13 protein-coding genes are annotated in these 14,500 nt (G+C 73.4%); 7 read left to right on the top strand and 6 right to left on the bottom strand.

All coding sequences use genetic code 11. From position 1 onward, the window contains the following. The first annotated feature begins 15 nt into the window (after nt 1-15). A complete protein-coding gene (locus tag QSK21_RS15395; RefSeq protein WP_285696464.1) occupies nt 16-849 on the top strand; it encodes an SDR family NAD(P)-dependent oxidoreductase in 834 nt (277 codons plus the stop codon). 199 nt (nt 850-1,048) lie between these two features. On the opposite strand, the gene QSK21_RS15400 is transcribed toward QSK21_RS15395, so the two are convergent. Then, entirely contained in the window at nt 1,049-1,972 is a 924-nt protein-coding gene (locus tag QSK21_RS15400; protein ID WP_285696465.1) for an IclR family transcriptional regulator, read from the bottom strand. Between the two features lie 315 nt (nt 1,973-2,287). Here QSK21_RS15400 and QSK21_RS15405 point away from each other — a divergent pair, with 315 nt between their 5' ends. Both QSK21_RS15405 and QSK21_RS15410 read left to right on the top strand, forming a co-directional pair. Beyond that, entirely contained in the window at nt 2,288-2,833 is a 546-nt protein-coding gene (locus QSK21_RS15405) for a UGSC family (seleno)protein (protein ID WP_285696466.1), read from the top strand. Then, the gene (locus QSK21_RS15410) at nt 2,830-3,912 is read left to right on the top strand and encodes a hypothetical protein (protein WP_285696468.1); all 1,083 of its coding nucleotides are present in this window, start codon (nt 2,830-2,832) and stop codon (nt 3,910-3,912) included. The genes QSK21_RS15405 and QSK21_RS15410 overlap by 4 nt, the downstream gene beginning before the upstream one ends. Here QSK21_RS15410 and QSK21_RS15415 read toward each other — a convergent pair. The 3 genes from QSK21_RS15415 to QSK21_RS15425 all read right to left on the bottom strand — a co-directional run bounded on the left by QSK21_RS15415 (nt 3,909) and on the right by QSK21_RS15425 (nt 6,686). After that, a complete protein-coding gene (locus QSK21_RS15415) occupies nt 3,909-4,580 on the bottom strand; it encodes a DUF305 domain-containing protein (protein ID WP_285696470.1) in 672 nt (223 codons plus the stop codon). The two genes, QSK21_RS15410 and QSK21_RS15415, sit on opposite strands and share 4 nt — an antisense overlap. Beyond that, on the bottom strand, nt 4,577-5,815 hold the full coding sequence (locus tag QSK21_RS15420) for a copper amine oxidase (RefSeq protein WP_285696471.1): 1,239 nt from the start codon (nt 5,813-5,815) through the stop codon (nt 4,577-4,579). The genes QSK21_RS15415 and QSK21_RS15420 overlap by 4 nt, the downstream gene beginning before the upstream one ends. A gap of 76 nt (nt 5,816-5,891) precedes the next feature. Beyond that, on the bottom strand, nt 5,892-6,686 hold the full coding sequence (locus QSK21_RS15425; RefSeq protein ID WP_285696472.1) for a hypothetical protein: 795 nt from the start codon (nt 6,684-6,686) through the stop codon (nt 5,892-5,894). Between the two features lie 210 nt (nt 6,687-6,896). On the opposite strand from QSK21_RS15425, the gene QSK21_RS15430 reads away from it, so the two are divergent. Together QSK21_RS15430 and QSK21_RS15435 are read left to right on the top strand one after the other, a co-directional pair. Then, nucleotides 6,897-8,378, top strand: coding sequence for an APC family permease (locus QSK21_RS15430; protein WP_285696473.1), 1,482 nt, complete (start codon nt 6,897-6,899; stop codon nt 8,376-8,378). Next, the gene (locus tag QSK21_RS15435; protein WP_285696475.1) at nt 8,365-9,123 is read left to right on the top strand and encodes an IclR family transcriptional regulator; all 759 of its coding nucleotides are present in this window, start codon (nt 8,365-8,367) and stop codon (nt 9,121-9,123) included. Before QSK21_RS15430 ends, QSK21_RS15435 begins: the two co-directional genes overlap by 14 nt. Here the strand turns inward: QSK21_RS15435 and QSK21_RS15440 are convergent. Further along, complete coding sequence (locus QSK21_RS15440) at nt 9,047-10,759, bottom strand: cytochrome c oxidase assembly protein (RefSeq protein WP_285696476.1); 1,713 nt, start codon at nt 10,757-10,759, stop codon at nt 9,047-9,049. The genes QSK21_RS15435 and QSK21_RS15440 overlap by 77 nt on opposite strands. A gap of 84 nt (nt 10,760-10,843) precedes the next feature. Next, nucleotides 10,844-11,515 carry an SRPBCC family protein gene (locus tag QSK21_RS15445; protein WP_285696477.1) on the bottom strand — a complete coding sequence of 224 codons (672 nt, stop codon included), beginning with the start codon at nt 11,513-11,515 and terminating at the stop codon, nt 10,844-10,846. Between the two features lie 145 nt (nt 11,516-11,660). Here QSK21_RS15445 and QSK21_RS15450 point away from each other — a divergent pair, with 145 nt between their 5' ends. Together QSK21_RS15450 and QSK21_RS15455 are read left to right on the top strand one after the other, a co-directional pair. Next, nucleotides 11,661-14,345 (top strand): helix-turn-helix transcriptional regulator, encoded by a 2,685-nt coding sequence (locus QSK21_RS15450; protein ID WP_285696478.1) that lies wholly within the window; start codon nt 11,661-11,663, stop codon nt 14,343-14,345. After that, the gene (locus QSK21_RS15455) at nt 14,342-14,464 is read left to right on the top strand and encodes a hypothetical protein (protein ID WP_285696479.1); all 123 of its coding nucleotides are present in this window, start codon (nt 14,342-14,344) and stop codon (nt 14,462-14,464) included. Before QSK21_RS15450 ends, QSK21_RS15455 begins: the two co-directional genes overlap by 4 nt. Nucleotides 14,465-14,500: the final 36 nt, after the last annotated feature.

The following is a 14,500-nucleotide window of genomic DNA, read 5'->3' on the forward strand; positions in this document are numbered from 1 at the left end:
CAGAAAGGCACACCGATGACGGACGACCCGCTGATCGATCCGTTCGCCGACGCGGGGCCGCGCTGGATGGAAGGCCGCACCGCCCTGGTCGCGGGAGGCGGCCAGAACACCGCCTACCCCGGCGTCGGCTACGCCATCTGCATGCTCCTCGCCGCCCACGGCGCCCGGGTCGCCGTGCTCGACCGCGACAAGGACGCCGCCGCCCGCACCGTCGACCGCATCACCGCGGACGGCGGCGAGGCCATACCCGTGATCGCCGACGTCACCTCCGACCGGGCCTGCGCCGACGCCGTCGCCGAGACCGTCTCCCACTTCGGACGGCTCGACACCCTCGTCCACACCGTCGCCGTCGGCGACCGCGCCGGAGTCTTCGAAGTGACCCCCGAGCGGTTCGACGAACTCATGGACGCCAACTTCAAATCGGCGTGGAGCATCACCCGGCATGCGGTGCCCGTACTGCCCCGCGGAAGCTCCATCGTCACCATCTCATCGGTCGGCGCCCGCTACCGGGGCCCAGGAATGGTCTACTGCGTCGCCAAAGCCGCGCTGGAGAACTTCACCGAAGGCGCCGCGACCACACTCGGCCCCCAAGGCATCCGCGTCAACTGCGTCCAAGTCGGCGCTATCTACGGCGCGTTCGCCGCCCGCGGCGGAATGCCACAGGAAATGCGCAAACCGCGCTTGGAAGCGACCTCACTGAAGACCGAGGGCACCTCCTGGGACATCGCCTACGCCGCACTGTTCCTGCTGAGCGACCGCGCCAAGTGGATCTCCGGCCACATCCTCACCGTGGAAGGCGGCCCCCCACACCGCTACCCGGTAGGAAAACCCATCACCTCTGTGCCGTGACATATGTGGGGGGCTGTGACATGTGTGGGGGGGCGACCCCCCACACCCCCCGGTGCGGGGCGGGATGCCGCGTCCCTGCGCTCGTAGAACTCGCTCCGGGCCACGGCCTCCCACCCCGGTAGGGGCTCCGCCCCTACGACCCCGGCAGGGGGCTCCGCCCCTGCACCCCCCTGGGGCTTCGCCCCTTGCCCCCTTTTGGTCAGGGGGTTTGCTTGGCTGTGCGGGGTTGGCGGGGGCGGGTTGGGACGGTGCGGCGGGCTTCTGTGGGGATGGTGCGCCGGGTTTCGGGTGGGACGGGGCGTCCCAGGCCGCGGGTGTGGCGGGGGGTGGCGACGGTGCGGCCCTGGGTTCCGCCGGCGGAGGGGGCTCCCAGGGTTCTCGAGATGCCTCGGGCGGTCGCGGCCAGGGCGGGGACCAGCGCGTGCGGTGGCATGTCGGTGGGGGTGGTGAGGCCCACGGCGGCGATCACGCGGTCGCGGGGGCCGCGGATCGGGACGGCGATGGCGCGGGCGTCGTAGGTGAGCTGGTTCTCGATGATGGCCACGCCGGATCTGCGGATCTCGGCGAGCCGGTGCCGTAGTGCGTCCGGATCGGTCGGGGTGTACTCGGTGAAGCGGCGCAGCTTGGAGGACAGGACCTCCTCCTGGAACTCCTGTGGTGCGAACGCCAGCAGGACGAGTCCGGTGCCGGTGGCGTGCATCGGCCAGCGCCCGCCCAGGCGGCTGGGTACGGGGACGCCCTCGCGGGCGCGCAGTGACTCGATGTAGATGACATCGTGGCCGTCGGCGACCGCTAGATGGATGTTGGCCCGGACGGCGTGCTGGAGGTCTTCGAGGAAGGGCAGCGCGACCTCGCGCAGGCGCAGGCCCTGCGACGTGGTGCCCAGTTCGAGGATGCGGAGCCCGATGCTGTATTTGCCGTCGGCGTCACGGTCCAGCGCACCCCAGACGCGGAGCTCGTTGACGAGCCGGTGGGTGGTGCTGAGCGTGAGGCCGGTGCGTCTGCTGATCTCGCTGAGAGAAAGCGCGGCATTGTCGATATCGAAGACCCCCAGGATCGAGAGCACCCGCTGCGCAGCAGTGAGGCGATTCGGTCCCGCGGGGCCGGTTGCCTGGACGGTCATACCCACTCACCCACTTGTCCCGCCCATGTGACCCAGGTTACACATGTGTGAACGAGGCTACATAAATCGCTGGGCTTGGGGAAGTCATGAAAAAGGTTCGGAAAAGTCTTCCATCCATCGGAAATGGTATTTTCGGTGCCCTTCCGTCTGTGGTTGGGGGGTGAATTGCCTGTTTCCTTCCGCGTCGCGAAAGGGGCGGTCCGCGTGGGGGCGGTGCCGACCTACAGTGCTGTGACAGGGCCGGAGCCCGCCCGCTCCCCAGCGCGGCCTCGCCCCGGCCGTCGGAACTGCCGGACACGAATGAGGCGGTGAGGGATGTTCGACCACATCCTCGACCCCACCGGACAGTCGCAGCGGACCGCCGTGCAGGAGCGGGCGGTCGCGCGCCGGCTGCCGAGCCTGGCGGGCGCCCGGGTGGGACTGCTGGACAACACCAAGAAGAACGCGGCGCCGCTGCTGGCCGAGCTGGGCCGGCTGCTGGAACGCGAACACGGCGCCACGGTGACGATCCAGCGCACCAAGCACGCGTTCGCCTTCCCGGTGGACGATCCGCTGCTGAAGGAGATCGCGGCCGTCAGCGACGTGGTGGTCACCGGGGTGGGCGACTGCGGCTCGTGCAGCGCCTCCGCGGCGGCGGACGGCATCGCGTTCGAGCGGGCGGGCCTGCCCACCGCGGTCATCTGCAGCGACGCCTTCGAGGTGACCGCGCGGGCGATGGCGGACGTGCACGGTGACGCGGAGTTCGAGTTCCTGCTGACGCCACACCCGGTGGCCGTGCTGAACCCCGAGCAGGTGAAGGCGCGCGCCAAGGAGCTGCTGCCGGTGGTGGTGGCGCGGGTCACCGAGCAGGCGTCCCGATGACCGAGCAGGCCCTGGACGGGGCGGACGCCGCGGAGCTCACCGAGCTCGCGTGCAAGTCGATCGAGTACGTCTACGAGCGGGGCTGGACCGACGGCCTGCCCGTGGTACCGCCGACGCGCGCGCGGGCCGACGAGTTCCTGGCCACCACGTCCCGTCCCGCCGATGAGGTGATCGGCCGGCTCGACCATCTCAAGCGGGAGGTGACCGTCGAGCTGGCCGCCATCAACGCGATCATGGCGGGCTGCCTTCCGGAGCACTTCCCGGTGGTGCTGGCCGCCTGGGACGCGCTGATGCTGGAACGCGCGGTGGTGGGGGGCGGCTGGCAGAGCACCAGCGGCCCCGCGCCGCTGATCGTCGTGAACGGCCCGGTGCGGCACCGGCTGGGGTTCAACAGCACCGGCGGCGTGTTCGGCCCCGGGTTCCGCGCCAACGCCACCGTGGCCCGCGCCATCGGCCTGATCGTCCGCAACGCGCTCGGCGTCGTCCCGCACGTCCTGGAGCAGGCCACGCAGGGCATCCCCGGACGGTGGGCGCAGTGCATCGCCGAGAACGAGGAGGAGAGCCCCTGGGAGCCGCTGTCGGTGGACGGCGGCGTCACGGCGGGCTGCGACGCGGTGTCCACGACGCTGCTGCGCACCAGCGAGTACATCGACAACCGGCACACCGACGACCCGGAGAAGGTGCTCGCCGACTTCGCCGACACCCTGTCGCGCACCGGAAGCTGGATCTTCCGCAACGCCAGCGCCGGGGTGGTGTTCTGCCCCGAGCACGCGCAACTACTGGCCAAGGCGGGCATGTCCAAGGAGGACGTGCGGACCTGGCTGGTGGAGCGCTGCGGGCGGCCGAAGGCCGACTTCCACCGCGTCGGCAAAAGCCTGAACGCGCAGGGCCGCAGGGGCGACTACGAGGACGCCGAACTGGAGGGCTTCGACCCGATGTTCTCCGAGGACTCGCCCAAGCACCTGCCGATCGTCGTGGCGGGCGCCCGCAACGCCGGCATCTCGATGGTGGTCCGGTTGTTCTCCGGCACCGGCTGGTCGGGCATCTCCGCCCGGGTGGAGAAGCCCCGGAACGGTTAGGCCGGGTCCTCCAGCAGGCGGGTCATCGCCTCGATCTCGGCGCTCTGCTCGTTGATGATGTGCTTGGCCAGGTTGCGGATGTAGACGTTGCGACCGACGCGCAGCACGGCGCGCGCCATGGTGATGGCGCCACGGTGGTGTTCGATCATCCCGCGCAGGTAGAGGCGGGTCGCGTGCCTCCCGTCCGTGGCCGACTCCAGCGCGGACAGGCGGGCCTTGCCGAGCATCCCGTGGCCGTCTCCGTGGAGCTTGGCGGCGCGCGGGTCGTCCTGCCTGACCACGGGTTTCCTCCAGGCGGCCAGCCACCGGTTCATCTCGTCGATCTCGCGCTGCTGGTCGGTACGGATGAAGCCGGCGACGGCGGCGGCCCGCTCGGGGACGTCCCGCTTGCCCAGCAGCGTCCGGCTCATCCATACCGCCTGGCCATGGTGGACGATCATCATGGCCGCGAACGTCACGTCCTGCGAGTTGGGCGGCGCGACGGAGGCCGTGGCGGTGGGCGGCGCGGGCGCGCTTCTCGGTTGCGCGAACGCGGCGGTGCGCCCGCCGGGGTCGCCTTCCGCGGGCGGCTCGGCGGCGCAGCCGGACAGGGCGAGCGCCGCGGCCACGGCGAGGCCCGTCCCGCGCCGGAAGGAGGCGCGGGACGGGCGGTGGGGGAGACGGGTCACGCCGTGCCGTTCCCGTCGACGCCGTCGCCGTTGACGGGAAGGCGGTCGTCGGGGATCAGCGGGTTCTGCGCGCTGAAGTCGCGCGGGACCAGCTCGAACCCCTGCCAGTGGACGGGCATCGGGCTCTGGTCCTCGTCCCTGGGGACGTGGTGGAAGCCGATCCGCACCCACGCCACCGGGTCGGTCATCGTCTCGCCGTCGGTGTAGTCGAGGATGGACGTGCCGGGGCACTCGGGGTCCTGGTTGAACGTGGCGAACTTCTCGCAGGGCCTGTACTGCGTGAAGGTCACGTCCGGCATGGTCTCCGGGTGCTCCTCGTAGGCGTCGGAGGTGCCCAGCTCCAGCTCGTAGGAACGCGGGTGGTCGTCGGCGTTGCGGCTGTCCGGCGACACGACCCGCCACCAGCGGCGCAGAGCGGTGTTGAGGTTGTCCTCGGTGGTGATGTCCTTCTTCCTCGTCTTGTAGATCGCGGCGCGGCGGCCCCGCTCGCCGGTCGGCGCGGTGTCGTACTGCTCCACCTTCTGGTTCGCGCCGATGCCGAAGTCCACCTTCCAGAACGCGCTGTGGTAGTGGTTCACCGAGTAGTCGCTCTGGCCGGGTCCGATCGGCCAGCCCTCGTCCGGGGTGGTGTAGTCGCGCGGCGCCAGGTCACCGGTCGCCCCCAGCCGGACGCTGATCTGCCCGTCGTCGGCCAGCCGGTACTCGGTCAGGTACTCGTACCAGCCCACCTTCGAGATCGTCTTCAGCACCAGGTCGTGGCCCATCCTGGCGTACGGCTTGGTGGGCGACGGGCCCTGCAGCCGGTACGCCAGGCCCGTCTCCTGCTCGCTGACGCACAGGACCCTCTTGGAGTCCTCGCCGGCGCCCGTCCACGCGGCGCGGCGCTTGCCCTCGCAGTCGTCCCCGTCCATCGGCTCCATGAAGTCCCCGCCGAAGCCGTAGGAGGTGATGTCGTTCCATTCGTTGAAGCCGGAGTCGTAGGGCACGTTGAGCTGAGCCATCGTGATCGAGTCCAGGACGTTCAGCAGGGCCTTGTCCCGCGGGCCCCTGAACGCCACCTTCTCCAGCACCAGGCCGGTCTTCTCGTCCACGTGCCAGCACAGCTGCCACCGGCTGCCGTTCGGCAGCTTCTCCTCGACCATGGCGTTGTCGCCGCAGTACTCGGCGCGGTCGCGGTCGGGCGCTGCGGCGGCCGGGGCCGCCGCAGCGCCCGTGCCGGCCATGGCCAGCGCCACGGCCGCGGCGCCCCATCTCCATCTGCGCGGCCTCCGGGCCGCCGGTGTCTGTCGCGCGTTCGGATACATCGGGCTCCTACCTCAGGCGGGCCACCGTGCGACCGGACAGGTCGATCACGATGTCGGTGATGTCGATGAAGGGACCGTTCGGCACGCGCGTGAACAACTGCACGCACCGGCTGGCGCCGCACTGGTCCGCACCCGTGTCGGCGGGCCGCGCGGTGTAGGTGGTGGCGGTGGCCTGGACCTGCGCGGCCGAGGTGAACGCGCGGCCCGCCGCCCGTCCGAACCTGGCCTTGAAGTCGGCGCTGAGGGGGTGGGCCAGGAAGATGGCCACGGCCTCGGCGGTCTCCCGCTCCGAGGGCGGCGGCTGCATCCTGCCGCGGCTGAAGGTGCCCTCGACCGCGCCCGTGCGCAGGTTCACCACCCGTTTGATCAGCTTCTCGGACGTGTAGTCGTAGAAGTAGACTGCCGCGCGCCTCGGCGCGTCCGGGCCGTCCTCGCCCGGCTTGGGCGCGGCCAGCTCGAACGACAGGTACTCCGGCCCCGGAGCCCCCTTGACGTCGGTGCCGGTCAGCCCGTTCGCGGCGGCCGTCTTCGCCTGTCGCAGCTCGGCCGGTGTGAGCTGGTCGCGGCCGAATCCGCCGCCGGCCGGCGGCGCGGTGGCCGTCGGCTCCGCGACACCCGCGGTGGACGCCGGTGAGGCGGCGCCGTCGGTGTCCGGTGGCGCCGACGCGGTCGCGCCGACGATCCCGCTGAGGCCCAGCGCCACCACGGCGGTGGAGGCCGCCGCGACCATCCCCCATCGCAACCGCTGGGCCCTCGATCTCCAGGGCGGAGCGCGATGCTCGCGCTCGTCCGCCTCGTCCATGGCCCCTCCCGAAGGTGAGTAAGGAACGGCCTCACCTTCGGCCGGGCCGGTTTCGCCGCCGTTACCCGGCCGAAAAGAATCCGGCGCGGTGAACGGGAAAGCACGGCGCCGTCCTTCTCACTCGCCGCGTCGCCTGCCGTAACACGGGCGCAACCCGGGGGTGACGCCGATCACCTAGCTTCATGATCGCTACGGCGCGGGGAGGATCATGTGAGCGCACTCGCCACCGCCATCGCCGAGGCCCTGAGCAGGAGCGACACCCCGGTCTCCGGGCCGCGGGGCGGGCGCGGCCTGGACCGTCGCCGGCTCGGCGTGCTGCCCGTCGCGGCGCAGGCCGTCGCCACGGTCGCGCCGTCCCCCGGGATGGTGTCCGCGACCGGCCTGGCCACCTCCCTGGGCGCCGTCGCGGTGCCCGTGCTCGGCCTCGCCGCCCTGCTGATGGTGCTGGTCTCGCTGGCCATCGCCCAGTTCGCGCGGCGCATCACCGCGGCCGGGTCGCTCTACACCTACGCGGCCAAGGGGCTCGGCCCCGCCGGGGGCTTCCTCACCGGCTGCCTGCTGCTCCTCGCGTACGGGGCGCTGGTGGTGATGTGCCTGTTCGGCGCGGGCCGCCGGACCGCCGGGTTCCTGACCGAGGCGGGCGTGCCGCTCCCGGCCGGAGGGGACGGTCCCACCCTGCTCGCGGCGGCGCTCCTCGGGACGGTCATGACCGCCTGCGTCATCCGCGGCGTGCGGATCTCGGCGTCCCTGACGCTGCTGCTGGAGGCGTGCTCGGTCATCACCGTGCTCGCCGTCCTGCTGCTGTCGGCGGCGACCGGGGCGCCCGGCCTTCCCGCCGCCTCCCACGCCTCCGGCACGGCGGCCTCCGCGCTGATCGTCTCGGTCACGGCGCTGGTCGGGTTCGAGAGCGGCTGCGGTCTCGGAGTGGAGACGCGCCGCCCGTTCGCCGTCGTCCCGCGCGTGGTGATTTGGACGCCGGCGGGCTGCGGGCTGCTCTTCGTCCTCGCGGGCGCGCTGCACCTGGCCGGACCGGGAGGCGCCGGGCCGCCCGGTGAGGGACCGGCGCCGTTCCTGCCGGGGCTGCTGCACCTCGGGCTGGCCTCGTCGCTGTTCGCGTGCGCGATGGCGTCCGGGAACGCGGTCACCCGCGTCCTGTTCACCATGGGGCGCGAAGGGATGCTTCCAGCGGTGCTCAGCCGGACCCATCCGCGCCGCCGCACCCCGCACGCCGCCGCGTACGCGATGACGCCGTTCGCGATCGCGCTGCCCGGCGCGCTGTGGGCGATGGGCCTGCCGCCCGGGCCGCTGTCCGGCGCGCTGTCGGCGCTGACCGTTCTCGCGTTCCTGGCCGCCTACCTGCTGGTCTGCGCCGCCGCCCCGCTCTTCCTGCACCGGATCGGCGAGCACGTCCCGGCCACGACCGGCACGGCGGTGCTGGCGGCCTGCGCGTCCGCCGCCGTCCTGGCCGGTGTGGTGGTCACCATGGCGGGGGAGGGACGCGTCCGCCTGCTCGGCCTGTTCGGCCTGACGCTCGTCCTGGGCATGGCCTGGTTCCTGCGGGTCCGCCGCCGCGCGCCGCACCGGGCCGCGGCCATCGGGTACTTCGACCCGGCCGCGCCGGAGGACGTGCTGCCCGGAGCGCTGCCCGAAGGCCCGTCCTGGGGCGAGCGGAGCCGCCATGGCCGCCACTGACCTGCCGCCCGTCGGCCGCCAGCCGAACGCGATCCACAACGCCCTCAGCGTCCTGGAGGAGGTCGCGCGGGCGGGACCCGGCGTGACCGCCAAGGAGATCTCCACCGCGCTCGGGCTGCCGCCGGCCACCACGTACCGGCTGGTCAACCAGCTCGTGGCCGAGGAGTATCTGGTGCGGCTGCCCGATCTGCGCGGCTTCACGCTGGGCCGCAAGGTGATCGAGCTGGCCGGCGCGGTCGCGCCGCCGCGCCTGCCCGGCCCGGCCGCGGACGCGCTGGCCGGGCTGCGCTCCGAGGTCCGCCTGGCGATCAACCTGGTCTCCTACCGGCGCGGACGGCTGCGGATGCTGGACTCCGACCCCGACCACCCGCCGACGTCGGACGCCGTCCTGTCCCGGCACCCGCACGCCTCGGCCTTCGGGAAGCTGCTGCTCGCCGAGCACGGCGACTGGCGGTCGCCGGCCGGCGGCGGCCGTCTGCGCCGGCTCACCGCGCGCACGATCGCCGATCCCGTGGCGCTGGACCGCGAGCTGGACCGTGTACGGAACGAGGGCTTGGCCAGGCAGTGCGAGGAGTTACGCGCGGGCCGCGGCTGCCTGGCGGTCCCCGTACGGGACGCCTCGGGCACGCTGGTGGCGGGGCTCGCGGTCAGCGGCCCGCCGGATCGCATCACCGCCTTGGAGACACCGATCCTGCGGCGGGTACGCGACTGCGCGGCCGATCTGAGCCACCTGCTGCCGCGCTGACCCTTTTCTGGAAGAGCAGGACACCCGCGGCCAGGAACGCCAGGTTCACGGCCAGATGTCTCAGTTCCCCCCGCCGGAGCCCGTCACCCAGCGGGGTCAGGTACAGGAGAAGCGAGCCCGTGACGAGCAGCCCGGCCCCCACCGCCCGGCCGGCTCCGCGCGCGCGGACCAGAAGGAGCAGCCATTCGCGCGGACCCCGGTCCCCATCGATCCGCGCGGGACGCACCACGTCCAGCGCGAGCCGTATCGGCGCGCCCGCCACCAGGAGGGACGAGGCCAGACCCGTCAGCAGCGCCTGCTGGACGACCAGTGCGCCCGTCTCCTCGAACGCGTACCGCGCGACCCCCGACTGCGTCGCCACAACGACGACGAGCAGGCTCGCGTACCAGGCCAGGACGCGCGACTTCGGCCAGCTACGGCTCCGCGCGACCCCGGCCACGTAAAGACCGGCCAGCACCACGACAAGGACGGCGAAGAAGAGGTCGAACCGCCACAGCGTCGCGAGCCGCCCCAGCGTCGGCTCCGCGAGCGGAGCCTGACCCAGCAGCGCCTGGACCGCGCCCTCCTCGACCGCCGCCTCGGACGGTGCGGTACGGCTCAGCGCGACGGCCAGCCCCATCGCGGCGGCCATCACCACCGTCTCCACCGTCGCGAGCCGGGCGAACCCGTAGACGGAGCCGGCGGCGACAGCGGGGAGCGTGTGCCTCCGATGCCACCAGCCGAACCACCCCAGGACCGCGAACGCGACCCCTTTGGCGATGGCGAGCCGGCCGTAGTCGCCCGCCACCAGATCTGCGACGCTCGGTGTGCGGGTGGCCAGGTTGGCGACGCCGCTGAGGCCGACCGCGAGAAAGCACCACGGGGCCATCCGCCCGAACCGCTCGCACATCACCTCGATCCGCGGCCCGCGCCGTGCCGCGTGCGCGACGAGTACCACCAGCCCGCCCACCCAGAACGCCACCCCGACGACGTGCAAGGCCAGGGACGTCACCGCCGCCCCATGGTTGGTCGCCGCAGCCGAATGCCCGGTGAGCGGCGGGGGCAGCAACGCGACCCCTGCGAGCGCCAGCGCCCCCAGCGCGCCGCCTGGCGTACGCCGCGTCCATGTCAGCACGGCGAGGGCGAGTGTCAGTGCCACGACGAGCGCGAGTGCGTTTCCTTGCGGCAGGTCCCTGATCTGCTGGAGGACGCTACCGGTGGTGAGCACCCGTCCAAGCGGCTCCCCGAGCACGTCGGACAGCGTGAGGGCGAGCGTCGCCGCCGCGGCCAGAGCCCACCCGCTCGACAGCCACGCCGCCGCACGGAGGTGGCGCGCCGCCGCGGGGGCCAGCCTCCCGCCGTCGAGCGGGATGAGCACCGCCGCCGCGAGCACGGCGCCCACCGTCAGGACCGCGAGCCCGTCCAGGGCCAGCCGCACGGCGGGGAGCCCCCAGCCGGTCAGCCGTCCCGCCTCGTCCAGACCGGGGACGACCTGCGCGCCGTCGCCGGAACCGCCGCCGGCGAGCGCCACCGCCAGGACCGACGCCGCCACACCGGCGGCGACCGCCGCGACACCTCCGGCGCGCAACGCGAACCCGCTCACCTGGGTGGCCCGAAGCAGATCGTCGACCCCATGGCGCCGCTCCCTCGCCCTCAAGCCCGCCTGAAGACGATCACGCTAACGCCCGTTTGCTTCGCCCCTGTTACGTTGTGCGCACCCCTTACGTTGTGCGCCGCGGGGTCAGGTGCGGGAGCGTCCCCTCAGCCGTGCGAACAGGCGGCGGAACATGCCGGCCACCATCACCTTCAACAGCGTGGTGCCCTTGATCGCCGAGGCCGGCTGCTCGGCCGGCTTGGTCTCGGTGGCCGCCTTGGGCTCGGCGGTCTTCGGCTCGGCGCCTTCGGAGGTGGCGGCCTGCTCGGCGGCGGGCTCGGCCTCTGCCGCCGCGGGCTTCCGCTCGCCCTGCTCGGCCTCGATGCGCTCCTGGACGCACTTGGCCATGTCGCCGACCATGCGTGCGGACACGTCCGCCATGATGCCCCGGCCGAACTGCGCGAGCCTGCCCGAGACGGTCAGGTCCGTCTCCAGGAAGACCTGCGCGCCGTTCCCCGAGGGCTCCACGCGCATCTTCGCCTTCGCCTGGGCGGTGCCCGCGCCCCTGGCGTCCTTGCCCTTCGCGCTCAGCACGGCGGTGCGCGCCTTCTCGTCCAGCTCGACGATGGTGGCCGTCCCGGTGAACGACGCGGTGACCGGGCCGAGCTTCACCTTCACCTTGCCCCGGAAGGAGTCGTCGCCGAGTTCCTCGGTGAGCTCCGCCCCTGGGAAGCACGCCGCGACGTTGTGCGCGTTCTGCAGGAAGGCGAAGACCACGTCGGGATCGGCCTCGACCTCGAAGGTGTTCTCAATGAGCATGGGCCGTCCTCCAGGGGGTCGCCGAGAATCTCGGGTGTCTTGACCTTAATGGCACGCGCTCCGCTCGCCTAGGTGCGATCCAAGGATTCGGCAACGCCCGTCCGGCAGGACGGACCGGTACCGGGGTGTCGGCCATGCTGGGGGCATGTCCGCGGAGACGATCATCCGTGCGCTGGACGGAATCTACACCCGTGGCGCGGCGATCCTCCTGAGGGGTCCGGCGGGGATCGGCAAGTCCGCGCTTCTTGCGGAGGCACGGCGGCGGGCCGCCGAGCGCGGCGTGCGCGTGCTGACCACGGCGGGGGCGCGGGCCGAGAGCGGGCTGCCGTTCGCCGGGCTGCACCGGCTCCTGCGGCCGCTTCTCGACCGGGTGGACGACCTGCCCGCCCCGCAGCGCGACGCCCTGCGGACGGCGTTCGGCATGGCGGAGACCGTCGCGACCCCCGGCCCGTTCCTCATCGGGTTAGGCACGCTCGGGCTGCTCGGCGCCGAGGCCGCCGGCGGGCCGCTGCTCCTGACCGTCGAGGACGCGCAATGGCTGGACCGGCCGACCGCCGACGCGCTGGCGTTCGCGGGACGGCGGCTCGGCCCCGAAGCGATCGTGCTCGTCGCCGCCATCCGCGACGGGTACGAGAGCCCGCTGTGGGAGGCGGGGCCGGTGGAGGTCCGGCTCGGCGGGCTTCCGCGCGAGGCGGCGCGGCGGCTGCTCACGTCGAGGTTCCCGGGCCTGCCGCCCGGCGTCCGCGAACGCGTTCTGGACGAGGCGGACGGCAACCCGCTGGCGCTGCTGGAACTCCCGCAGGCCCTCGACCACGCGGCCCCCGGCGAGGAGGAGACGCCGCCCGCCCGTCTGCCGCTGACCCCGCGGCTTCAGCGGGCGTTCGGTGCGCGGGCCGCCGAGCTGCCCGCCCCGACCCGTACCGTGCTGCGCGTGGCGGCGCTGGAGGAGGACTGCCCGCTGGCCCCGGCGCTCGCCGCGGCCGGGATCGTCGACGGGGCGCCGCGCGGTGTCGAGCACCTGGCCCCGGCGGTACGGGCCGAGCTGATCGAGACCGGCGACCGTACGGTCCGGTTCCGCCATCCCCTCTACAGGGCGGCCATCCGCCAGGCGGCGAGCCTGGCCGAGCGGCATGCGGCGCACCGGGCGCTGGCCGAGGCGCTGGAGGGCGACCCCGACCGGCGCGTGTGGCACCTGGCGGAGGCCGCGGTCGGGCCGGACGAGGCGGTCGCCGCCGAACTGGCCGAGGCCGGGCGCCGGGCGCTCCGGCGCGGGGCGATCGGCACCGCCGAGGCGGCCTTCGAGCGGGCCGCCGCGCTGGCACGCGACCCCGCCCGCCGGGGGCGCCTGCTGCTGGACGCGGCGGCGGCGGCGAACGACCGGGGACGCGGCGGGACGGTGCTCCGGCTCCTGCGCGAGACCGAGCATCTGGAACTCGGCCCGGAGGAGCACGCCTACCGGATGTGGATCGAGGACGACCTGCCGCTGCGCGACACCGGGCGGGTGCGGGCCCTGGTGGACGAGGCCCGCCCTGGAGATCGTGACCTCGCGTTGAACCTCCTCATGGCGGCCGCCGCGCGTTGTTATTGGGGCGACCTCCGGGACGAGGGCCGTGAGGTGGTGCGCGCCGCGGACGCGCTCGGCGTCGCCTGCCGAGATGACCGGCTGCTGTGCGTCCACGCGCTCGCGGCACCGATCGAGCGGGCGCCGTCCGTCCTGTGCGGTCTGCGCCAGGCCGTGCCGGGAGAGGACCCCACCGCGCTGTACTCGCGGGCCATCGCCGCGTTCGTGGTGGGAGCGTTCGACCGGGCGCTTCCGCTGCTGTCCGCGTCCGTCCGCAGGCTGCGCGAGCAGGGGCGGGTGCGCATGCTGGCGCACGTCCTTCCGATGCAGGCGTGGGCGGCGCTGGAGGTAGGGGACTTGGGTGTCGCGGCGGCGGCCTCGGACGAGGCGAGCAGGACCGGGCGGCCCCTGTGGCAGGCCGCGGGACGGGTCGCCGGGGCGGGCCTGGCCGCGCTGCGCGGCGATCGGACGGGTGTCGAGAGGCTGACGGCCGAGGCCGAGCGGGTGGCGCTTCCGGCCGGCGCGACGGCGCTGCTGGCCCTCGTCCAGCACACGCGCGGACGACTGGAGCTGGCCGAGGGACGCCACGCCGCCGCCTACGAGGAACTGCGCCGCATCTTCGAGCCCGGTGACCCGGCCGCTCACGCCCCGGCCCGTCGGCACGCGATCGGTGACTTCGCCGAGGCCGCGGCGCACAGCGGTCACCGCGACGAGGCGCTGGCGCGGCTCGCCGAACTGGAGCAGGACGTCCCTCAGGCACCGGCGTCATGGGTCCACGCCCAGTCGCTCTTCGCCAAGGTGCAGCTTGCCGCCACCGGCGACGGCGAGGCGGCGGAGCGCGCCTTCCGGCGGGCGCTCGGCGAAGGCGGGCAGGCCACGGCCTTGATGCGGGCGAGGCTCCTGCTCACCCAGGGCGAGTGGCTGCGGCGCCGGCGGCGGCTGATCGAGTCACGCGCCCCCCTCCGCGCCGCACGCGACGCCTTCGACGCCCTGGGGATAGGCCCGTGGGCCGAGCGTGCCCGCCGCGAACTGCGCGCGACGGGCGAGCGGAGCCGGCGGCGCGAGCGCCACTCGCCGGTCGAGCTCACGCAACAGGAGCTCCAGATCGTCCAGATGGCCGCACAGGGCCTCTCCAACCGGGAGATCGCGCAGCGCCTCTATCTCTCCCACCGCACGATCGAGTCGCACCTGTACCGGGTGTTCCCGAAGCTGGGCGTCGCCTCCCGCGCCGAACTCGCCGGCGCGCTCGGCGACCACCCGTCCTCATGAGCCGGCTTCAGCTCACCCTCGCCGTGGGCGACCACGACATCACCCGTCCGCTGATCGATTCCCGCACCGCCTACGACCATCCCATACGTCCGTCGAAGACGGGGGACGCCTCAGCCTGACCAGGCCGGCCGCCGCTGGAGTCGGGCAGATAGGAT

The organism is Actinomadura sp. NBRC 104412, assembly GCF_030269515.1.
Classification (GTDB): Bacteria; Actinomycetota; Actinomycetes; order Streptosporangiales; family Streptosporangiaceae; genus Spirillospora.